This is a genomic window from Afifella pfennigii DSM 17143 (assembly GCF_000688515.1).
GTDB classification, from domain to species: domain Bacteria; phylum Pseudomonadota; class Alphaproteobacteria; order Rhizobiales; family Afifellaceae; genus Afifella; species Afifella pfennigii.
Genome location: NZ_JHZK01000042.1, coordinates 1 through 20392 on the forward strand (window position 1 = coordinate 1; position 20392 = coordinate 20392).

Consider the following 20392-nt stretch of genomic DNA (forward strand, 5'->3'; position numbering starts at 1 on the left):
TCCGTAGCGCAACTGCTGATCCCATCGCCGAATCCTCCCCCGAAGAGGAAATCACGGCACGAGGTTCAAAGGAATCCCCGGTGAGTCACAGCCCGATGCCGCTGGTATAAGTCGGACGTCGGCAGCTCAGCAGACCGGCGCGATGCCGGGGAACGTCTGGGTTGGGATGCGCTCGGCGGACTTCAGCGATGGCCCGAAAAAGCGACTGTAAGACTGACGTCATGTTCGATCCTTCTCGTTCGTCCGTCGGGCATGCCCCTCATCGGTTCGACCATGTCAAAACCAGGTCAGCCCAAGGGCATTAGAGAGGGACGAACCCTCTATGCGAAAGGTCGTCGGGGAGCGGCATCGTGATGTTTCGGGCCGGATCGAAGATGTCGAACGCCGCGAATACCTTGGTCAATTCCGCCACCGAACCCGTGTCCAGCGTCACCGCACCGGACGCGATCGCATCCGCCATCGATACGCTGCTGAGGTAAAGCTCGGCCCATGTCTCGGGTGACAGGGTCAGCGCGAAATCCACCGGCCTGTAGTGTTCGGACGGCGTGGTGAGGTATTCTGCGACACCGCGACGGACATGCAGCCCGACGGGCCCACCGGAGATCCCGGTGAAGTTGAACGTCAGCACCCGGTCGGTGTCGGCACTCAGCCGCGGATCTATCCGGACCCGGAAAAAGTTCACGAAAACCTCCGGCGAGGCCGCGATTGTTTCGGGCGTTGGCGGGATCAGGCGGGGAATGTCCACCTTGCCCTCCAGCGCTCGGGCCTCGGACAACAGGAAGGCACGCGGGATGGACCCGGTCGTAAGATGCCCCATGGCGCGCAAGGCGTCGGCCTTGAGTTGGCGGACCTCGGCATCCTGAGGGTCGAGGAGGTAGACATACTGGATCAACTGAGCCGCCCAGGCATACTCGTTGCGTTCCAGAGCATCGGCCGCCGCGGCCACCACGGCATCCCGGCCACCGATCAGAGCGACGAGTCGCTCGGCCTGATCCTTCGGGTGAATGCTGAACAGCTTGGTCACGTCATTGTCGAACCAGCCGATCGCGTATTGGTAGATGGCGGCGGGAAAGTGAATGCTCTCGCCATAGGTCTGCGCGTTCTCCGGCACCTCGGCGAGGTGGGGCGGGTAGAAGATCTCGTGCCGGATCTCGTCGGGACCAAGCCCGCCGAGAATGCCCCTCAGAGTCTGATCGAAGGTCAGCGTGATCTGGTCCATATAGCCGTTCAGACGCCTCAAGCACTCTTCCCCGCCGACAACGGGCCGCGCATGCGTGTTCAGAAGGATTTCGGGCCGCAGGTCCCGCATCATGGCAAGGCCGTCGCGCCAGCTTGTCGGCTCCCGATATACACCGCCGCGCAGCGTGTAGAGGTTCACCGTGCCCGGCCAGAAGAAGTTGTTTAGTACAATGCCTTTTTCTGGAATCCAGACCGTCAGGTTGTCGTCGTCCGAAATGAACTTCGTCAGGAATTGCATCTCCATGTCGAGGACATCCATGGTCTCACCATGCTCGGGCGTCACGGTGGCAGGCAAGTGGGCCAGGGGCTTGCCAAACGGGATGACGCCGCCCAGACGTGCGTCGGGACCTTCCTCCGGCATCAGGTTGTTCATCTGGACAACCGCCCGCGCCGTCAGGATGGGTCCGATCTCGCCATAAACCGAAGGGGCCCCGCCGCCCCGGATGTTGGATTGCACCGTCTCATTGACACTGGGATGACCGATCACCATCACGTCGGATGGATCGTCGACCATCGCGCCAGCGCCAAGCGCGTAGTGCGAATGGCTGTGCATGATGACCTTGACGGGCTTGTCGCTGATGCTCTCGCGGATGATCTCGAGGAAATGCGCGCCTTCTTCCTCGTTGTCACCGGTGTCGAAAACGATCAGGCCGTCTTCGGCCTCGATCACGGTACAGTTGGCGACAGAGTATCCACCGATGCACCAGACGCCGTCGGCGACTTCCTCGACCGCCGGCGCCGTGTAGGCGATGTCCGGAAAAGACTAAAGAACCTTGGCGTTGGTGATGGCGCCGTTGGGTGCGGTCACGAGGTCCGCAGGCGCGCCCATGTAGACCGATTGGGCGAGCGTCGGACCGGGCGCGGCGGTCTGGGCGCGGGCGGGGCCGGAGCCCAATGCGGCATAGCTCGCCGCGGCAGCGGATGCGCCGAAGGCGGGAACGCTCTGGATGAAGTCCCGGCGGGTAGGTCCGTTTGGTTTTCTCATATTGTGTCTCCCTACCAGTCAGTGTTTCGGTCTGAAGTCGAACCTGGAGGCATCGCGGGCGCCCCGTTTTCGCGGCGTCATGGCATGGCCGCCAGCGTCGCGGCCTCCAGGGGGCAATCGTTGTCGGTCGTCCGCGCCTCCGCATCGAGCTCTGCGATCTCTGCTGCGGCGGCTTGCATCGCCACGAGGAATTCTGCGTCGGCCTGCAGTCTGGCGACGGCCGCCGCGCCGACCAGCCGTCCAGCCACCACGTCGCTGTACCAATGGACGTTGCAGACGGTCCGGCTTTCGCCGAACGCCCGCCCGCGGTCCAAAAGCGCTTCGGTGCGGTCGGGCGCCAACTGCGCGAGGATCAAAGCCCAGCCCCAGCCGATGGCGGTATGACCTGACGGATACGAGCCGTCCGTGCGCAGGGCCTCTTCGTCCTCGGGCGTACAGATCGGCGTGTCACCGACCATGAAGGGCCGTTCGCGTTGATAGGCGTTCTTGGCCGAGTAGCTCGACAGTCCGATATCGGCGAGGCTGCGCCAGAGCAGGAGATAGAGCGTCGGGGTGTCCGCCTCGGTGATCTCGAAGCCGAGCGCGCAGGAGAAGGCATCCACCGCGGCGGGAAACGACAGATCGGCGTCGCGGATCGCCATGTCCCAACGCGGGGTGTCGCGAAGCGCGCGCATGCTCACGGCCCATGCGGTATCAAGGACCTGCCGACCGGAGTCCGCCGCCGGAGCCGGAGGCACGAAGGCCGCGCTGTCCAGCAGCTCGTTTTCGGCGAGGTAGCCCTGAAGAATACCCGGCGCGATCTCGACGATATTCTGTCCCGAAACCGTGACGGTTCTTTCTTCCGCGACCGCAACGCCGGCAACAGCGACTGCCAGCGCTACGGTGAGTGCAAGAGAAAGACAGGGTTCCCTCATCGTATCGTTCCCTCAGTTTACCGGTCCGATCGCCGGGAAAGTCCAGCTGCCGTCGAGGATTTCGGCGCGCGGTTCATAGAGCCGGACGGTATAGTTCCAGCCCGGCGTGATCGGGATGCAGTTGATCCGCCCGTCCTCGCAGGCGCCGAAGTGGATGGTGTAGGAGCCGTCGTCGTTCGGCGTGGCCGAGGTGTTGTTGTAGCTGTTGCGGCCGAGGTCGTTGGGCGCGAGGAAGCCGTCGGCGTCGTAGACGGTGATCGACCAGAAGGCGTCGACCGGCACGTCGCGCAGCGTCACCACATGGGGGGTCTCGCCGTCATTCATATCGACGGCGTCGACAAAGGCGGCGGCCGTCGTGGCCGGCTGCCCCGCCCAGCCCGCCATCCCGATCAGATGGCCAAGCGGGTCCACCTCGTCGCGACGGCCAAAGGCGGTGCTGGCATCGAGGCCGACGGCAGCGGCGAGGTCGCTGACCGCCTTCCGCGCTGCCGCAAGGTTTTCAAGGTCCCAGTCCGGCGCCTCGAAGGGGCCGCTTCCGCCGCCTTCGAGGCGTATTCCGTCCTGCACGGCATGGGCTTGGGCGGCATCGTCGGGATCGCCCGCGTCGATGAAGGTGCGGAACAGGAGCATCGCGAAGCGGGTCCCGACCTCGTCCTCGGTCAGCTCGTAGGAACCGGGCTCGGCATAGGCAAAGTTGTAGTGGTCCTGGCTAATCACCAGCACGGACTGGAACCGCCCGTCGCCCTCGGGCAGCGTTACCGTCACCGGCTCGGACAGGTCGATGATGGCGGCCGAATACAAAGTGTCCTGGTTGGGCCGGATGATCGGCTGCGGCGCGTCGGCGGAGGCGACCTGGCGTTCATGGGCGATCTCGCCGACACCGGTCCCGTTGGTCTGCATGGTGAGCCGGAACATCGTGTCGCTCTCGGCGCGCATGAGGTTCTGGATCGTGATGTCCTCGGCAAGGACAGGCGCAGGTGCGGAGAGCGCAATGGCAAGAAGAAGATGTCGCATGTTCTGTGTCCCTTGCGTCAGTTCACTGGCTGGACTTCGGGGAAGGTCCACGATCCGTCGAGGACCTCCGGCGCCGCCCGGTAGAGCCGCACGGTGTATTGCCACCCCTCGACGAGCGGCAGGCAATTCACGCGCCCGTCGTCGCAGCCGCCCAGATGCACAGTCATGCTGCCGTCCTCGTTGCGTGTCCCGCTGACGGAATTGACGACATAGGCGCCGAGGGCGTTTGGCGCGAAATAGCGGTTCGCATCATAGATGCTGACCGACCAGAAGTCTTTAACCGGAACATCGGCGGGCACCTCGATCTTGTACTCGCCCACGGGGAGTCCCGGCACGATCCCGAGATAGAGTGCCTCATCCTCGGGTAACCCGCCCCAGCCCCCGGCCGTCCCGATGAAATGCCGCACCGGATCGACATCCTCCTTCTTGCCGAACATGCGGAAACTGTCCGGCAGGTAGGCGCCGAGACCGACGGCGGCCTTCACAAGCCCCATGTAGCTCTCCTCGTCATAGGGCGGTACGATGAAGGGTTCGGACGAGGCGGCCTCGATGGACATCTGGTCCTGGATCGCGTGCACGGCGGCTAAATCCGCGGGGTTGGTCGCATCCAAGAGGATGCGCAGATAGACCGCGACGTAGTCGGTATCGAAGGTCTCCGTGTCCAGCGTGTAGGTGCCACCGCCGTGGAACACCTCATTGAGGTAGTGATCCTGGTTGATGACCATCGCCGACATGTAGCGGTCGCCGACATCGGGAAGGGTGAAGGTGGCGCCCTCGCTGATATCGATGATCGCGGTGCTGTAGAGCGTATCCCGGTTCGCGCTGATTGTCGTCTGAGCATCGACGGGCATCAAATCGCGGAAGTGGTAGAACTGGTTCACCCCTCCGGCGAGGCCAACATACTTGCCGAACTCGATGTCGGTCGCGGCACGGATGAAATTGTCGATCGTGACCGGGATCTCGCGGGCGTCGACCAGTTCGCTCAGATTGTCCTCAGCGAATTGGGCTGGGGCCGGCGCGGCGCATAACGCCGCGAGAACGGTTGTGGCGGCCCTGCCCAGAACTGTCTTCTTCATTGGGTCCTCCTCATCGGGTTGCCCTGGGTCTCTCGCATCAAGCGACGTTTGTTGAAACGTAACGCGCCTTTCGGCCTCCTGCCCAAAGGCCGAAAGGCGGTTGATCGCTCAGAGATCTGTAAAACGCAGCCGCTTCAGATCGCCGTTGAAGGGAAACGGCGCCCTGTCGAAATAGGCGTCGGCCACCGGTGACGCCGTGTCCATGCCGACATCGAAGGTCTCCGATGCCGTGAACGTCCCCGGAATGGTGCGGTCGATCGTGGCCTCCTTCACCTTCTCGCCGTTGATGAAGAACACCAGTTCCGCCGGTAGGCCGCCCCAACCCGGCGGCGTGCGCATTTCCATCGCGATCTCCACATCGCCGATGGGCAACTCGCCCAGATCGATCTTGGTCCGCTTGAGCAGGAGCGAACTGTATTCGTAGTGCAAGCGGCCATCGACCATGAAGAGAGACGCGCCGCCGGCATAGCCGCCGAGCGCGAAGATGACGCCGTTCGCGTTCTCCGGGATCGTCGCCTCGATCTCCGCGCGCAGATTGCCGTTGCGCACGTTCGGCGCCTCGGCTTCCGGTATCCGGGTCATGCCCTGGGTCATCACCCATTCCGTGTTGGTGGTCCGCTTCAGCGCCGATGTGTCGATCATGCTGATCAACCCGCCGCCGATGGGCAGAGCCAGGTTGTCTCGCGCCTCTTCGAGCCAGAGAGCCTTCATCTCTGCCAGCTTCTCGGGCTCTTCGGCGGCAAGGTCGCGGGAGAGATTGGGATCGGCGCGAAGGTCGAAAAGCTCCCATCGATCCTGCCGCGGGTCCCAGTTCGCGATGTCCACTTCGGCCGGGTTCCAGGGCTCGCGAATGCCGAAGGCCGAGGCAAACCAGCCGTCGTGATAGATGCCGCGGCTGCCCAGCACCTCGAAATACTGGGTCGGCTTGGGGCTCGGCGCGTCCGCGTCGGCGAAGCTGTCGGCGAAGCTGGCGCCGTCGATCGGGTCTTGAGCAAAGCCCTCGACCTCCTGCGGAGGCGTGATGCCGAGGATGTCGTAGAGGGTCGGTGCGACATCGTTCACATGGAGGAACTGGTTGCGCCACTGGCCGTCAGGGTCGATCCGTGTCGGCCATGAAATGACCATCGGTGTGCGCGTGCCGCCGAAATCGCCAGCGATCAGCTTGACATAACGATAGGGGCTCGACCCGGCCCAGGCCCAGCCGGCGTGATACATGTTGTCCACCCGAGGGCTGCCCAGCACGTCGAGCCCGCCGAGCGCGTCCAGCACCTCGATATGCTCCGACACCGTCGTGGGGATCGCGTTCTGGGCGTTCAGTTCGGCGATCGACCCTTCCACGCCCTCGGCCGACGGGCCGTTGTCGGACTGAATGTAGATGAAGATCGTGTTGTCGCGGATGCCCATGTCATCCAGCGCATCGACCAGACGGCCGACCTGCACATCGGTGTGTTCGAGAAAGCCCGCATAGAGCTCCATCAGACGTTCCTGAAAGGCGCGCTGGTCTTCCGGGACGTCGTCCCAGCCGGCGAGAGACGCAGGGCGCGGCGCCAGCGTCGCCTCGGGCGGCACCAGTCCAAGCTCCTTCTGGCGATCGAACACCCGCTGCTTTTCGACGTCCCAGCCGTCGGAGAACTCGCCCCTGTATCTGTCCGCCCATTCCTGCGCGACGTGGTGCGGCCCGTGCACCGCACCCGGCGTCCAGTAGAGGAAGAACGGCCTTTCGGGATGAAGGGCGCGGTGACGCTGCATCCAGGCAATGGCCCTTTCGGCCATGTCCTCGGTCAGGTGATAGTCTTCGTAGTTCTCGGGATGCGGCGTCGCGATGGGGGTGGTGTTCTCCCACAGCACGGGTTCCCACTGCGAGGTTTCGCCAGCGATGAAGCCGAAGAAGTGGTCGAACCCGTGACCGGTCGGAAAGCGGTCATAGGGACCGCTGCCGAGCGTGTCGATCGGTGTGTTGTGCCATTTTCCGAAGGCGGCGGAGGCATAGCCGTAATGGCCCAGCACTTCGGCGATAGTGGCAGAGGATTTCGGGATCACGCCGGTGTAGCCGTCCCAGTCATTGGCGAACTCGGCGATCTGGCCATTGCCGACGCGGTGATGGTTGCGCCCGGTCAGCAGCGCGGCGCGGGTCGGCGAACACATCGCTGTGGTATGGAGGGCGCTATAGGCGATCCCCTCTTCCGCCAGTCGTGCGAGCGTCGGCATCGACACTGGCCCGCCCATCAGCTCGGCCTGCCCGTAGCCGGAATCGTCCAGCATGACGATGACGATATTGGGGGCATTCTCGGGAAGGCGGCTTGGTCGTTCGCGCCATCTGTGGACCGAGTCGGCCAGTGTCTCGCCGACCGAACCGCCCATGGGTGGCTCAGGGAAGGGCAACACGGACCCGTCGTCCGGCCGCGTCTGCGCCGTGGCCGGCGTTGAGAGGGCCATGCCGGCGGAAACGAACAGCCCGATGGCAAGCAAGCGATGTCTTGAGGCTGTCAGCATATCCTTTGACTCCTGATTGGTGATGACGGTGTCTCGTTAGGCAGGATCACGCCGCCCGGACCGCACATGCCTAATGGCGGCGCGCCTACCCAAGGCCCGTTGCGTGCGCTGGCCAAGAGCATTCCGGCGAAATCGAGATCATCGAGGATATCGCCAAAGGACAGGTCGACACTGCCGGCCGGCAGCCCGGGGATCGTGCCGACATCACCCGACAATCCCGACAGCCAAGCATAAGGCGTGACCTGAAATTCCCAGTCTTGAGCATGTGCAGGTGTCGAAATCGCCCCTGCGAGAAGGGCGAAACCGAACGCTTGAATACACCGAAGCATACCGCTTTCCCATTCCTTCAAGAGACGACATCGACACCGGTGCGACGGGCTTTGACGCGCTGCAGCTATGCCAAAAGCCGCCCCGACATCATTCGCGACGCAACTTCACCCTCATTCACAACAGGATAGCATGGACGGGGACATCATTTTGCGACAGAATGCGTTATGCCTGCCCCAATGGTGAACCTCGTCGAGTTCCGGCACGCGCTCGACCTCCTCGACCGCCTCGCCTCGAAGGCCACAGTCGACCGGGCGCTACAGTCTGCAGGATTGAGCAGAAAGCTGGTCGATCGTGGAAACGGCTTTATTCCCTACCGGTTCGAAGCGCAGGTCCTCGAATACGTGGCCCGCGCCATAGGCGATGCAGACCTCGGCGCCCATCTCGCGCAGCATTTCGACTACTCCATCTACGATGCCTACGCGCGCTATGTCCTTGGCGCGTCCAACCTCGGCGCGGCGCTCGAGCGCGGACGGCGCGCCTTCGCCCTGTTGCACCCCGGTTCGGAGATCGTGCTGCGCGAGACCGACACGCACCTCCTCGTTGGCCGCAGGTCCGGGCTGGTCACCGTCATAGGCCACCGGCATCTCGACGACGCCGCAATCATAATCATTGGCCAGGTCGCACGGCATTTTCTCGGGCCGGACTGGCGCCCTTCCTGGATCGAGGCGACGGGCGACGGCGCGAGCCGAACGGCCTTTCTTGAGAAGGCGACGGGGGCGCCGGTCAGGACGGGCGCCGAAATGCCGGCCATCGCGATCGAGCGGCCCGCCCTGTCGGCCCTGAACCCCAGCCCGCCAAGCGCACATCTGACCATCGGGTTCGCGGAGCTGCCTGCCCTCATGAAGATCGAGCCGCCCCGAACGATGGCAGACGCCGTGATGCAGGTCCTGTCCACGCAGCTCGTCGTCGGTGATCTGTCAGAAGAGAGCGTGGCGAGCCGCCTTTCGGTCGGCCGGCGCACCCTGCAACGCGCCCTGAAGGCCGAGGCGACGTCGTTCCGGGAACTCCGGGCACGCTTCATCGCGGCGCGGGCGCGGTCCCTGTTGTCGGAATCCGAACTAGACGTGCCGTCCATCGCCCGCGCGCTCGGATACGGGGAGCCGAACAGCTTTCGCCGCGCCTTCTCCGGCTGGACCGGCCAGACGCCCGACGCCTACCGGGCGGCCACACGCAGGCCCTAAGCGGGGCCGCGAGCCCGGATGCCCCGCGCGGCGGCCAGCCTGCGGCTCTTGATCTCCGTCATTGGCGCCCGCACGGCCGAGTTGGAGGATGCAGGGCAGCCGCGCAAAGGCTTATCGAAAGTGGGAGGCGATGTGAGCGGTAACCTAGCCAAAGATCTGTACTCCGGGTTTGCCGAGCCGTTGCTGCCGTTTTTCTACGTCATCGCGGCGATCCTCGTCGCGCTTCCCCTAGCCGCCTTCGTGGGCTTTCATCTCGGCCGGGTGGAGTATCGCCGCCGGGACTACGAAGAGCTCCCGCCGGAGCAGGTCCCTGGCGGCACGTCGCTCGGCGCGATGCTCGCGCTTCTCGGGCTGCTCCTCGGCTTCGCCTTCAGTTCCGCACGCGGTTGGCGCGAGGCGCGGCAATCCGCACTCGTCGAGGAGGCGATGGCGATCGGAACGGCCTTCCTGACCGCCGATCTTCTCGAAGAACCCGGCCGCACCGAGCTGCAGACCCGGATCCTGCGCTACGCGCAGACCCGGCTCGCCACCGCGGAGGATACGCGCACGAGCGAGGCTTGGGCCGCCCTCCTCAACCGCACGCTTTCCGCTCAGGCGGAAATCCGGCCGGCTACGCGACGCGCGATGGAAACGGCCCCGGATCCGATCCGGGCCGCCGTCGCGCGCAGCGTGACCGAGACGCTGGACGCGCACACGACGCGCATTGCGGCCGCGGCCGAGCAGATCCCGCCGCCCGCCAAGCTCATGGTCTTCCTCGTCGCGACCTTCGCCATCTTCATCGTCGGGAACCGCTCCGCCTTGCAGGGGCGGTCGCTTACCTGGCGCACCTTCGTGTTTGCCGGCGTCCTGTCGGTCGTCATGATCGTCATTTTCGATCTCGACCGCTCGCTCGAGGGCACCATGCGCGTCAACCCCGACACCCTGCGCGCGACCATCGCCGAGATGGACCGCGCGCTCGTCGCGCTCTAAGAGTAGACAGCGCCCCCGACATTCCCGCACAGTCTCGTGGGACTGGCGGCAGAAACGGGTCGCGTATCATGACTGATCGACCTACCGGCAGCCACCACGGGTTCCGCGCATCTCGCGATCCTAAGGCGACACCCGCAGCGAACACCAACGGCAGCAGGTCCGAACCCCGGTCGTTCCGATGTGTCGCAGCGTACGACTGCAATGGCGACCGTTCGATCTCTGTTCCATTCCGTCGAGTGCCACTGGCGTCGAGGTGTTCAGGTTACCGATCTGAAAAGCAGAGACGTTTCAGAGTGCTACAAGCTCTGCACCAAATCGCCGCAGTCATCAGGTTCAGAGAATACGGCGCCCAAGAGAACAATTTTGGCTGCCATATGCCGGGTTCAGTGCTCAGCCTCTCCCGCATAACCCTCGAAAACAACGGAAAAATCCGGCCGTAGCCGGATCGGGAGAACGCTTTCGCGAGGGCAAGTGGCGGAGGGGACAGGACTGGCGTCGAAGGTTCTCAACCTCTAAGCCTCTCTTTTATATAATAAAGTCTAGAAGCGCGGTGATGGTTGGGTCCGGGTTAGTGTCCGCGGAGGTGGTGTAATTTCACCGGCTCTGCCGGTGTAATCCGGGTGGCCATCAAGGTGTATGGTCGAGGTGGAGTTAGCCGCTTCACCGACGAACCACACGGAGACGCCACCTGAGCTCGCTCCGGTCGGACAGGCCGATCAGAGGCGCGATCTCGTAGTCACTGACCGGATAAATGCTGGTGAAAGGTAAGGTATCCTCCGGACACGCAGATAATTTATCTCCGACCCCGAAGTTTACCAAGAGTCCTCGTCTGGCCAGCAGAGCGAAACTCCCGAGACCGGCACCGGGAAGGCCGAGCGTCGCCCTGCGCAGCCGCGCCTTTTCCTTGGCGGCCACCTCCGATCTGCCGCGTTCACCGGCGTCAGTTTATCCGCCACCTGATCGTGAAGACCTCCTGCACGGCCGCCTCGGCCTGCAGTTCAGCACTCTCTTCCGCCTCCGACGGCAAGCCGTCTTGAGGCTTGCTAAGCCGCTTGAAGAACCCGAGCCTCCGTTCAATGCTTGCCTCTTCCGCCTTCTGCAGTTCTCTCTTCAGCTCTTGCCGTTCACCGCGCGTGAACCGCCGTTCCGAGGCCAAGGACTTCCGAAGCGTGTCGGCATCGTTCTCGTGTTGGCTCAGGGCCACGATATGTTCGACCCAGAGGTCCTCCTCGCGCGCATGCCGTGCCGCCTGCCTCTCTTGGAGCCAGGCTTCGCGCTGCTCCAGGAGAAGGCCGCGTCGATTTCATCTCTTGAGCGACAGGACTGCATGATCTGAAAGACCCGCATCTCGAAACTCTCACCGTCCTCGGGTGACGCAAGCGAAGCGGAAATCGATCCTCGCTCACAGATACCTCTGTTCCTGCGGCAGAAAGGGGACCAGCTGAGCTTGCTTTGATCCGGAGGGCACGGGCTTTGGCCGGCCGGTCCCGATCTTTGGAATGGAAGGACAACGACCTCGATAGACCGTTCCCAGGATGCAGCGATACAGACCTGCGGAAATAATTGCCGCTTCGGAGCCCATATCGGACGCCAACGCCCTCGCGTTCGGTGTCACGAGCAACCACCCGGGCTTCACGCCCCGGGTCGGACTTGCAGGGTCTGGACGATCATCCAAGAATGATGATGTCCGAGCGCAGTTGCCTCGCCCGGGGGCTCCCAGCCGAGCAACAAGCGACGGCGGATCGGGCACATGCCGAGGGGCACCGGTGCAGCGATCGATATTGGCATTGCGATCCTGCTCGTTCCTCTATCCGGCGAGAGAGACTTGGGGCTAATCTTGGATTTCTATGCGCACTCCTTGGAGGGAGAGGATCGTTCGGCCTGGGAGCCGCTCGCCGGCCACCTGGCAGCCGTGGCGCGTCGCGCTGCAGACTTCGCCAGACCGCTGCAGATCGAACAGCTGGCGGCGCTCTGCGGAGCCTTGCATGACCTCGGGAAGTTTTCATCCGCCTTCCAGGCGCGCCTGCAAGGGTCGCCGGAGCGGGTTGATCATTCGACGGCAGGCGCCAAGGCCGTGCTCGACCTCTTTCCCCACCAACCGGAGAGCTTCGTCGCCTGGCTCGCCGCCCAGGCGATCGCCGGACACCACGCGGGTCTGCCGGATCGGCGCGGCAGCGACGGCGGCACCCTGGAAGAACGGCTGGAAGGCTTCCGGATGGAGGGCCTCGACCCCGCCTTCCGGGCGGCTCTTCCGGAACGGGTTTGCGGCCTCCTGCCGCCTTTCGACTGGAACGCCCCCGACCCGTCGCGCGGCGCCTTCCGCTTCGCCATGCTGGGGCGCATGCTCTTCTCCTGCCTCGTCGACGCCGATTTCAAGGAGACGGAGCGCTTCTATGAGAGGGCCGGCCAGCGACAGAAGGACCGCGACTGGCCAAGCCTTACAGAGTGCCTGCCCGACTTTCTCACGGGCTTTGACCGAAAGATCGCCAGCTTCGGCGGACCATCGACGGAGATCGCCAGGCTGCGCGCCGAGATCCTGGCAACGGCGCGTGAGCGCGCGGCAATGCCGCCCGGTCTCTTCACCCTCAACGTGCCGACGGGCGGCGGCAAGACCCTCGCTTCCCTCGGCTTCGCGCTCGACCATGCGAAGCGCCACGGCCACCGGCGCATCATTTTCGGCATTCCCTTCACCTCCATCATCGATCAGACGGCGGCCATTTTCCGGGAGGTCCTCGGCTCGGATCTCGTCTTGGAGCATCATTCCGCGATCGAGGACGAGGAGACAGGCAGTTTTCGCGCAGCCGACAGCCAACGCTCGATGAAGGACAAGATGCGGCTTGCGATGGAAGACTGGGCCGCGCCGGTGGTCGTCACCACGCATGTGCAGCTTTTCGAGAGCCTGTTCGCCGCCCGTCCATCGCGCTGCCGCAAGCTCCACAACATCGCCGGCAGCGTCATCGTGCTCGACGAGGCGCAGGTGCTGCCGAGAAAACTGCTCGCGCCGACGGTCTGGGCGATCGACGAGCTCTGCCGCAATTACGGCTGCTCCATCGTTCTGTGCACGGCGACGCAGCCGGCCTTTGATGCGCGCAAGCTGAAGGAGCTGAAGCCGGACCATCTTTTGGCGCTCGACCTTGAAGGCCGCGAGCTCGCGCCCGATCCGCCGCGGCTTCACGAGGCGTTCGCGCGCGTGCGCCTCGTCTTTGCAGGGGAGCTGAGCGACGAGGCCCTCGTGGACACGCTGAAAGCGCATCCCCAGGCGCTCGTCATCGTCAACAGCCGCCGCCATGCGCTCGATCTCTACCGGGCAGCGCAGGCGGAGGGGCTTGACGGGCTCGTGCATCTGACGACCCGGCAATATGCGGCGCATCGGCGGGAAATCTTGAAAGACGTCAGGGAGCACCTCAGGGACGGACGCCCCTGCCGGCTGATCGCCACCTCGCTGATCGAGGCGGGCGTCGATGTCGATTTCCCGGCCGCCTGGCGCGCCGAAGCGGGGCTCGACCAGATCGCCCAGGCGGCAGGCCGGGTGAACCGCGAGATGCGACGGCCGGTCGAGGCAAGTCTCCTCACGGTCTTCAAGCCATCCGATCCGGACCATGCCCCGCCCGCCGAGGTCGCGAGCCTCGTCGGCAGCATGGAGAACGTGAAAAACGCCTTCAACGATCTCTCCGCGAGCGAGGCGATCGAGCGCTACTTCCACGAAGTCTACTGGCAGGCCGGCGAGGAGCGCCTCGGCAAGCCGATCCTGGAACGCTCGACCCTGTCGCAGCGCTATGGCCCGGACATCTGCTACCGCAAGATCGCCGAAGATTACCGCATGATCGAGGACGGCATGGCGCCAGTGATCGTAACGCGCGAGGAGCAGGCGCGCGAAGCTGTGAAGAAGCTGAAAATCCCAGATATCCCCTCTGGCGCCATCGCACGCCTTCTTCAACCATACATTGTCTCCGTGCCGCCGAAGGCGCGCGCGCTGCTTCAGGCGAACGGACATGTGGCCTTTGCGCAGCTAGAGGTGCGAGGGGAGCAGTTCGCCGTGCTGAGGACCGAGTCGCTTTACGATACGGAAGTCGGCCTGCTGTGGGAGAACCATGACTACCTGGCGATGGAGAGCATGATGCATAGAGCGATTTGTATAGCCGTCCGGCGCTTGAAAATAGTTATGAAATCGGCTATCGATTCCACTCGATGATCGAGGAAGGATGGAATGCGCCTGCCACCCGTTAATGACAGGGATTTTTGGGAAACCGCAGTCGCCATAGTGATCGTCGGGTTGGTTCGAGCGATCCGGTGGCTTATGGCGTCCTAAGGCTCGCTCCCGAATTCCCATCGCTCTTGATCGTTGCTGTGCACATAGCAAAGCGAGGTCGCCCCTCACGCAGGGGCGTGGATCGAAACAAGCGTCGGACGGCTATAATCTGGACTCGTTCGGGAGCGAGCCGCCTCATTCACGGCGCTGACGAATGATGACCGGTTACACTCAAAAATGAGTCCCGATTGCCGGAATCTAGTGGAAATTGAAGTGCCGAAAACGCTGCAAGGTTGCGTCTGCTTCGCCAGAGAGAAGATGCTGACTGTCGGGGACACAGGGGGCGGTTCATCATGACCTACGGCATTCGCCTGCACGTTTCGGGCCCCCTCGCTTGCTTTACCCGGCCTGAGATGAAGGTGGAGCGCGTCTCCTATGACGTGATGACACCCTCGGCCGCGCGCGGCATCCTGGAGGCGGTGCACTGGAAGCCGGCGATCCGCTGGGTGATCGACGAGATCCATGTCCTGAAGCCGATCCGCTTCCGCTCCATCCGCCGCAACGAGGTCGGCAGCAAAGCTTCGGCCAGAAACGCCAAGACGGCCATGAAGCGCGGCGACCTTGCCGGGCTCGCCCTCCGCGTTGACGAAGACCGCCAGCAGCGTGCCGCCACAATCCTTGTCGATGTCGCCTATGTCATCGCCGCGCATTTTGAGATGACGGAAAAGGCGGGGCCCGAGGACACCGAGGGCAAGCATCTCGACATGTTCAACCGGCGGGCGCGCACCGGCCAGTCGTTCCACCAGCCCTCTCTCGGCACGCGCGAATTCGACGCCCGCTTTCGTCTCGTCGAGCCGGACGAGGCGACGCCCTTGCCGGACCCGGAATGCCGCACCGCCGATCTCGGCTTCGGCAGTCCCCGCGACCTCGGCTTCATGCTCTTCGACATCGACCATCAGGCGAAGGGACGTCCCTCGCTGTTCTTCCGCGCCAGCCTCCAGGAGGGCGTCCTCAAGGTGCCGCAACCCGGTTCGCCAAAGGTGCTTCGATGAGCATCCTGCAATCGCTGGCGCGGGCCTATGAGCGGATACCGAACGCTCCCCCGCCGGGCTTCGCCGTGCAGAAGATCGGCGTCGTCGTCGGGCTGAACCGGGACGGGACGCTTGCGACTGTCTCTCCGAAATATATCGGCGAGGGCAGAAAGAGGACGGCTGCGCCGATGCCCGTGCCGGCGCCCGTGAAACGCACGGTCGCCGTCCTGCCGAACACGTTCTGGGACAAGACGGCCTATGCGCTCGGCGTGACGGCCGGCCCCGGAAAGCGCACGGCAGAGGAGCATCAGGCCTTCGTCGATCATCACCGCGAGCTGATCGGCGAGACGGAAGATGCGGGCCTCTCCGCCTTCCTGCGCTTTCTCGACCTCTGGCGGCCCGACATGTTCGAGGAGCGCTTCGCCGAAGACATGAAGGACGAGAACGTTGTCTTCGCGCTGGAGGAGGAACGGCTTCGCGAGACCTATCTCCACGATCGCCCGGCCGCGCGGGCGCTCCTGGAGCGGGGCGGCGATGACAATGCAGATCAGCTCTGCCTCGTCTCCGGCCTGCGCGCGCCGGTCGCCCGGCTTCATCCGGCGATCAAGGGCGTCTGGGGCGGGCAATCCTCGGGCGGCTCCATCGTCTCCTTCAATCTCGACGCCTTCGAATCCTATGGGCATTCGCAGGGCGGCAACGCGCCTGTCTCAAAAAGCGCGGCGGAAGCCTATACGGGGGCGCTAAACCACTTCCTGCGGCAGGATTCCGGTCACCGCGTCCAGATCGGCGACGCTTCGACGGTGTTTTGGGCGGAGGCTGACGCGCCGGAGGCGGCGGCTTTCGCCGAAGAGATTTTCGGCGCCATGTTCGACCGGGCTGCGGAGGATCGGGCCGCGGCAGAGCGCGTCGGCGACGTCCTGCAGAAGATACGAGAGGGCAAGGCGCTTCGGACGGTTGCCCCGGAGCTCGGCGAGGGCGTGCGCTTCTACGTTCTCGGCCTTGCCCCCAACGCCGCGCGCATCTCCATCCGTTTCTGGCTGGCGGAGGATTTCGGCGAGATCGCGAAGAACTATGCGCGCTTCAGCGAGGACATGCGCATCGAGCCGCCGGATCAGCGCGGAACGCCGGCGCTGTGGCAATATCTCGCCGAGACGGCGGTTCTCGGCAAGCGGGAGAACGTGCCGCCCAATCTCGCCGGCGAATGGATGCGCTCCATCCTTGGCGGAGCGCCCTATCCGCTGACGCTCCTTGGTACGGTTCTCATGCGCATCCGCGCCGACGGCGTCGTCAACGCCCGGCGGGCATCGATGCTGAAAGCCGTTCTCGTTCGCAATTTTCGACTGTACAAGGAGGTTCCCGTGGGGCTCGACCCGGACAATCCCGACCGCGCCTATCAGCTCGGGCGGCTCTTCGCCGTTCTCGAGGCGGCGCAATACGCCGCTCTCGGCCGCGTCAACGCGACGATCGGCGACCGCTTCTACTCTGCCGCTTCGGCGACGCCGGCAAGGGTCTTCGGCCCGCTGCTGCGCGGCCTCAAGCATCACGTCTCCGACGCCAAGAAACGGAACAAGGGGCATTGGATCGAGCCGCGGGTTACCGAGATCGTGGCGATGCTGCCGCCCGACCTTCCGCGCACGCTCAAGCTTGAGGAACAGGGACGCTTCGCGGTCGGCTACTACCACGAGCGGGCGCGTCGCACCAAAGACACCGGAACCGAGGAGACCTCCGATGACGAGTAATCCGCTCAAGGCGCGGCACGAATTCGTCCTTCTGTTCGACGTGACGAACGGCAATCCAAACGGCGATCCGGACGCCGGCAACATGCCGCGGATGGACCCCGAGACCGGTCACGGCATCGTCAGCGACGTCTGCCTGAAGCGCAAGGTGCGCAATTTTGTCGAGATGACGCGAATGGATGCGCCGCACTATCGCATCTACGTCACCGAGGGCGCTATCCTCAACGACAAGCACCGCGAAGCCTATCGCGCGGAGCGCCCCGGCGACGCTTCCGTCGACAAGGCCGCGAAGCTGACACCGAAATCGGACGAGGAAGCTCTCCGTATCCGCCGCTTCATGTGTGACAATTTCTTCGATATCCGCGCCTTCGGCGGCGTCCTTTCGACCGGCATCAACGCCGGGCAGGTGCGCGGCCCGGTTCAGTTCGCCTTCTCGCGCTCCGTGGAGCCGGTCCTGCCGCTGGAGGTCTCCATCACCCGCATGGCGGCCACCACCGAGGCGGAAAAGAAGGAGCGGTCCGAAGGCGACGACGAGAAGGAGAAGCGCGGCGACAAGCGGACGATGGGCCGCAAGCATGTCGTCCCCTACGGCCTCTACCGCGCCCACGGCTTCGTCTCCGCGCAGCTCGCCTCCCATCCGGTCAAGGGCACGGGCTTCACCGAAAGCGACCTTAACCTTCTCATCGATGCCCTGGAGGGCATGTTTGAGCACGACCGTTCGGCCGCGCGCGGCGAGATGGCGACGCGCAAGCTCGTCATCTTCCGGCATGACAGCGCGCTCGGAAGGGCGCCCGCGCATGCCCTCTTCGACCGGGTGCGGGTGTGGCGCCAGTTCAAGGGCGAGCGTTACGAGCCGGGCGACGAGCGTCTCGACAACGTTCCGCCCGCCCGCGCCTTCTCCGATTATGCCGTCGGCATCGACCGGGAAAACCTGCCGGAGGGCGTGGAGATCATCGAACGTTTGTAGCCGCGATGGACGCCGCCAGGACGCACATCGAAGGAGCAAGCCAAGCGGAGCGCGGGGAGCCCATCCCCCTCTCGGCCCTGCAGCACGCCGTCTATTGCCTCCGTCAGGCCGCGCTCATCCATCTGGAGCGGATGTGGGCGGAGAACCGCTTCACGGCCGAGGGCGACATCCTGCACATGGCCGCCGACCGGCCCGGAAAGCGGCGCGTGCGCGGTGTGCGCCGTGTCTCTTCCCTGCCCGTCGCAAGCACGCGTCTCGGCCTCGCCGGCGTCGCCGATATGGTGGAGTTCGTGAAGACGGAGGACGGACGGGAAATCCCGCTCCCCGTCGAATACAAGCGCGGCAAGCCGAAGGCGCACCGGGCCGACGAGGTGCAGCTCTGCGCCCAGGGCCTCTGCCTTGAAGAAATGTTCACCGTGCCGGTGCCGGAAGGCGCGCTCTTCTATGGCGAAACACGCCGCCGCGTCGGCGTCGCCTTCGAGGCCGAGCTGCGCGATCTGACGGAGCAGACGGCAGCCGAGCTTCGCGCCGTCTTCGCCAGCCGGCAGACGCCGCCGCCGACGCCCCAGAAGAGCCGCTGCCGCGCCTGCTCGCTCGCCGAGCTGTGCCGGCCCGTGGCCGTCCGGCGCTCCGCCGCGGCATGGACGCGGCGCGCCCTCGCCGAAATGCTCGCGGCCGAGGCCGATGCCCCGCCCGAATTGCCATGAAGAAGCTTCTCAACACGCTCTACGTGACGAGCGAGGGCGCGGCGCTGCGCAAGGACGGAGAGAACGCCGTCGTCTCCGTCGATGGTGCCGAGCGGGCGCGCGTTCCCTTCCACATGCTCGCCTCCATCGTGCTCTTCGGCCCGATCGCGGTTTCGCCTGCGATGATCGGGGCGGCGGCTGCGCAGGGCATGACCATCGTGCTTCTCGACCGTTTCGGCCGTTTCCAGGCGCGCATTGAGGGGCCGGTCAGCGGCAATGTGCTTCTGCGCCGGGCGCAATACGCCGCCTCCGAGGCACCGACGGACATTGTTCGCGCGCTCCTCCTCGGTAAAATCGCCAACCAGCGCACCGTCCTGATGCGGGCCTTGCGCGACCACGGCGGAGAGATGGCGGAAAATGCTCGGCAGGCACTGGACGCGACGGTTGCCCGACTCGCGCAGATTCTGCGGCGTGTAGAGCTGGCTGGCGGCGATGCCAAGGTTCTGCGCGGCGCCGAGGGCGAGGCCGCAGCGCTCTATTTCGGCGTTTTCGACCATCTCATCCGTACGAACGAACCGGAGATGCACTTTCGTGGGCGCTCCCGCCGCCCGCCGCTCGATCCGGTCAATGCGCTTCTCTCTTTCCTCTATACGCTCCTGACGCATGATTGCCGCAGCGCCGCGGAAGCTGTCGGCCTCGATCCGGCCGTCGGCTTCCTGCACCGCGACCGCCCGGGCCGCCCGAGCCTCGCCCTCGACCTGATGGAGGAATTGCGACCGGTGCTTGCCGATCGCCTTGCCCTTTCCCTGATCAACCGCAGGCAAGTCTCAGCCGGCGATTTTGAGATGCGCGGGGGCGGCGCCGTCATGATGCGCGACGATGCGCGCCGCACCGTCCTCACCGCCTGGCAGGAGCGCAAGCGCGAGGAGCGTCTGCATCCGTTCGTCGGAGAGAAGGCGCCGCTCGGCCTCGTTCCCTATCTGCAGGCACAAATGCTCTCCCGGTACCTGCGTGGTGATCTCGATGCCTATCCGCCCTGGTTCTGGAAATAGACAATGCTCGTTTTAGTGACCTACGATGTCAGGACGAGCGACCCTGGGGGTGCGAAGCGGCTCCGACGCATCGCCAAGGCCTGCCGCGACTTCGGCCAGCGCGTGCAGTTCTCCGTCTTCGAGATCGAGGCAGATCCCGCCCAATGGGCAAAGCTGAAGGCGCGATTGGAAGAGATCATCGATCCGAAGGCGGACAGCCTGCGTTACTATTACTTGGGTGCGAAGGGTCAGCGCCGGGTGGAACATGTCGGCGCCAAGCCCGCCACGGACCTGGAAGGCCCGCTCATCATCTGACCCGTCGCATAGGGGCACATCGAGCGCTGCGCGAACCGCAAGCGTGCCGCATCTTCCCGCCGGGTTCGCGCTGATGGTAAACCCTTGAAATTGCTTGTCTATGCGCTGCCCGAACAAGTGCGGCAGGTGCCATCGCGTCGGCGCGCCGGAGGTTCGCGCCGGGATCGCCGTTTTCT

17 protein-coding genes are annotated in these 20392 nt (G+C 64.6%); 9 read left to right on the plus strand and 8 right to left on the minus strand.

Annotated elements, in window-relative coordinates; genetic code table 11:
* Nucleotides 1-301: 301 nt before the first annotated feature.
* The 7 genes from Q331_RS22585 to Q331_RS23850 form a co-directional block, all read right to left on the minus strand.
* Nucleotides 302-1990 (minus strand): alkyl sulfatase dimerization domain-containing protein, encoded by a 1689-nt coding sequence (locus Q331_RS22585; protein WP_084175150.1) that lies wholly within the window; start codon nucleotides 1988-1990, stop codon nucleotides 302-304.
* Between the two features lie 12 nt (nucleotides 1991-2002).
* Nucleotides 2003-2224 carry a hypothetical protein gene (locus Q331_RS23845; RefSeq protein ID WP_156953418.1) on the minus strand — a complete coding sequence of 74 codons (222 nt, stop codon included), beginning with the start codon at nucleotides 2222-2224 and terminating at the stop codon, nucleotides 2003-2005.
* Nucleotides 2225-2301: 77 nt separating this feature from the next.
* A complete protein-coding gene (locus Q331_RS22590; protein ID WP_034493106.1) occupies nucleotides 2302-3138 on the minus strand; it encodes an acid phosphatase in 837 nt (278 codons plus the stop codon).
* Nucleotides 3139-3150: 12 nt separating this feature from the next.
* Nucleotides 3151-4152: a DUF1214 domain-containing protein gene (locus tag Q331_RS0118230; protein ID WP_026381847.1), complete on the minus strand. Its 1002-nt coding sequence runs from the start codon at nucleotides 4150-4152 to the stop codon at nucleotides 3151-3153.
* A gap of 17 nt (nucleotides 4153-4169) precedes the next feature.
* Complete coding sequence (locus tag Q331_RS0118235) at nucleotides 4170-5228, minus strand: DUF1254 domain-containing protein (protein ID WP_084175151.1); 1059 nt, start codon at nucleotides 5226-5228, stop codon at nucleotides 4170-4172.
* 108 nt (nucleotides 5229-5336) lie between these two features.
* Nucleotides 5337-7721 carry an arylsulfatase gene (locus Q331_RS0118240; protein WP_084175152.1) on the minus strand — a complete coding sequence of 795 codons (2385 nt, stop codon included), beginning with the start codon at nucleotides 7719-7721 and terminating at the stop codon, nucleotides 5337-5339.
* Nucleotides 7715-8071, minus strand: coding sequence for a hypothetical protein (locus tag Q331_RS23850; protein ID WP_156953419.1), 357 nt, complete (start codon nucleotides 8069-8071; stop codon nucleotides 7715-7717). The genes Q331_RS0118240 and Q331_RS23850 overlap by 7 nt, the downstream gene beginning before the upstream one ends.
* 156 nt (nucleotides 8072-8227) lie before the next feature.
* On the opposite strand from Q331_RS23850, the gene Q331_RS0118245 reads away from it, so the two are divergent.
* Nucleotides 8228-9232, plus strand: coding sequence for an AraC family transcriptional regulator (locus Q331_RS0118245; RefSeq protein ID WP_026381850.1), 1005 nt, complete (start codon nucleotides 8228-8230; stop codon nucleotides 9230-9232).
* Nucleotides 9233-9250: 18 nt separating this feature from the next.
* Nucleotides 9251-10201 (plus strand): bestrophin-like domain, encoded by a 951-nt coding sequence (locus tag Q331_RS22595; protein ID WP_156953420.1) that lies wholly within the window; start codon nucleotides 9251-9253, stop codon nucleotides 10199-10201.
* 940 nt (nucleotides 10202-11141) lie between these two features.
* On the opposite strand, the gene Q331_RS0118255 is transcribed toward Q331_RS22595, so the two are convergent.
* Nucleotides 11142-11405 carry a hypothetical protein gene (locus tag Q331_RS0118255; RefSeq protein WP_026381851.1) on the minus strand — a complete coding sequence of 88 codons (264 nt, stop codon included), beginning with the start codon at nucleotides 11403-11405 and terminating at the stop codon, nucleotides 11142-11144.
* A gap of 654 nt (nucleotides 11406-12059) precedes the next feature.
* Here Q331_RS0118255 and cas3 point away from each other — a divergent pair.
* From cas3 to cas2, 7 genes are all read left to right on the plus strand, one after another.
* A complete protein-coding gene (gene cas3 / locus Q331_RS22600; protein WP_322786518.1) occupies nucleotides 12060-14393 on the plus strand; it encodes a CRISPR-associated helicase Cas3' in 2334 nt (777 codons plus the stop codon).
* Nucleotides 14394-14803: 410 nt separating this feature from the next.
* A complete protein-coding gene (gene cas5c, locus Q331_RS0118270) occupies nucleotides 14804-15502 on the plus strand; it encodes a type I-C CRISPR-associated protein Cas5c (protein WP_026381852.1) in 699 nt (232 codons plus the stop codon).
* Nucleotides 15499-17220, plus strand: a complete 1722-nt coding sequence (gene cas8c / locus Q331_RS0118275; protein WP_026381853.1) for a type I-C CRISPR-associated protein Cas8c/Csd1 — start codon at nucleotides 15499-15501, stop codon at nucleotides 17218-17220. The genes cas5c and cas8c overlap by 4 nt, the downstream gene beginning before the upstream one ends.
* Nucleotides 17210-18184, plus strand: coding sequence for a type I-C CRISPR-associated protein Cas7/Csd2 (gene cas7c / locus Q331_RS0118280; protein WP_026381854.1), 975 nt, complete (start codon nucleotides 17210-17212; stop codon nucleotides 18182-18184). Before cas8c ends, cas7c begins: the two co-directional genes overlap by 11 nt.
* A 5-nt stretch (nucleotides 18185-18189) precedes the next feature.
* The gene (gene cas4, locus Q331_RS0118285) at nucleotides 18190-18891 is read left to right on the plus strand and encodes a CRISPR-associated protein Cas4 (RefSeq protein WP_051631344.1); all 702 of its coding nucleotides are present in this window, start codon (nucleotides 18190-18192) and stop codon (nucleotides 18889-18891) included.
* A complete protein-coding gene (cas1c, locus tag Q331_RS0118290; RefSeq protein ID WP_026381856.1) occupies nucleotides 18888-19922 on the plus strand; it encodes a type I-C CRISPR-associated endonuclease Cas1c in 1035 nt (344 codons plus the stop codon). Before cas4 ends, cas1c begins: the two co-directional genes overlap by 4 nt.
* A gap of 3 nt (nucleotides 19923-19925) precedes the next feature.
* A complete protein-coding gene (gene cas2, locus Q331_RS0118295) occupies nucleotides 19926-20216 on the plus strand; it encodes a CRISPR-associated endonuclease Cas2 (protein WP_026381857.1) in 291 nt (96 codons plus the stop codon).
* The last annotated feature ends 176 nt before the right edge of the window (nucleotides 20217-20392 follow it).

Coding starts and splice junctions, on each gene's coding strand:
- Q331_RS23845 (WP_156953418.1), bottom strand. CDS start 2,224: ATGAGAAAACCAAACGGACCTACCCGCCGGGACTTCATCCAGAGCGTT.
- Q331_RS22590 (WP_034493106.1), bottom strand. CDS start 3,138: ATGAGGGAACCCTGTCTTTCTCTTGCACTCACCGTAGCGCTGGCAGTC.
- Q331_RS0118230 (WP_026381847.1), bottom strand. CDS start 4,152: ATGCGACATCTTCTTCTTGCCATTGCGCTCTCCGCACCTGCGCCTGTC.
- Q331_RS0118235 (WP_084175151.1), bottom strand. CDS start 5,228: ATGAAGAAGACAGTTCTGGGCAGGGCCGCCACAACCGTTCTCGCGGCG.
- Q331_RS0118240 (WP_084175152.1), bottom strand. CDS start 7,721: ATGCTGACAGCCTCAAGACATCGCTTGCTTGCCATCGGGCTGTTCGTT.
- Q331_RS0118245 (WP_026381850.1), top strand. CDS start 8,228: ATGGTGAACCTCGTCGAGTTCCGGCACGCGCTCGACCTCCTCGACCGC.
- Q331_RS22595 (WP_156953420.1), top strand. CDS start 9,251: ATGCCCCGCGCGGCGGCCAGCCTGCGGCTCTTGATCTCCGTCATTGGC.
- cas5c (WP_026381852.1), top strand. CDS start 14,804: ATGACCTACGGCATTCGCCTGCACGTTTCGGGCCCCCTCGCTTGCTTT.
- cas8c (WP_026381853.1), top strand. CDS start 15,499: ATGAGCATCCTGCAATCGCTGGCGCGGGCCTATGAGCGGATACCGAAC.
- cas7c (WP_026381854.1), top strand. CDS start 17,210: ATGACGAGTAATCCGCTCAAGGCGCGGCACGAATTCGTCCTTCTGTTC.
- cas4 (WP_051631344.1), top strand. CDS start 18,190: ATGGACGCCGCCAGGACGCACATCGAAGGAGCAAGCCAAGCGGAGCGC.
- cas1c (WP_026381856.1), top strand. CDS start 18,888: ATGAAGAAGCTTCTCAACACGCTCTACGTGACGAGCGAGGGCGCGGCG.
- cas2 (WP_026381857.1), top strand. CDS start 19,926: ATGCTCGTTTTAGTGACCTACGATGTCAGGACGAGCGACCCTGGGGGT.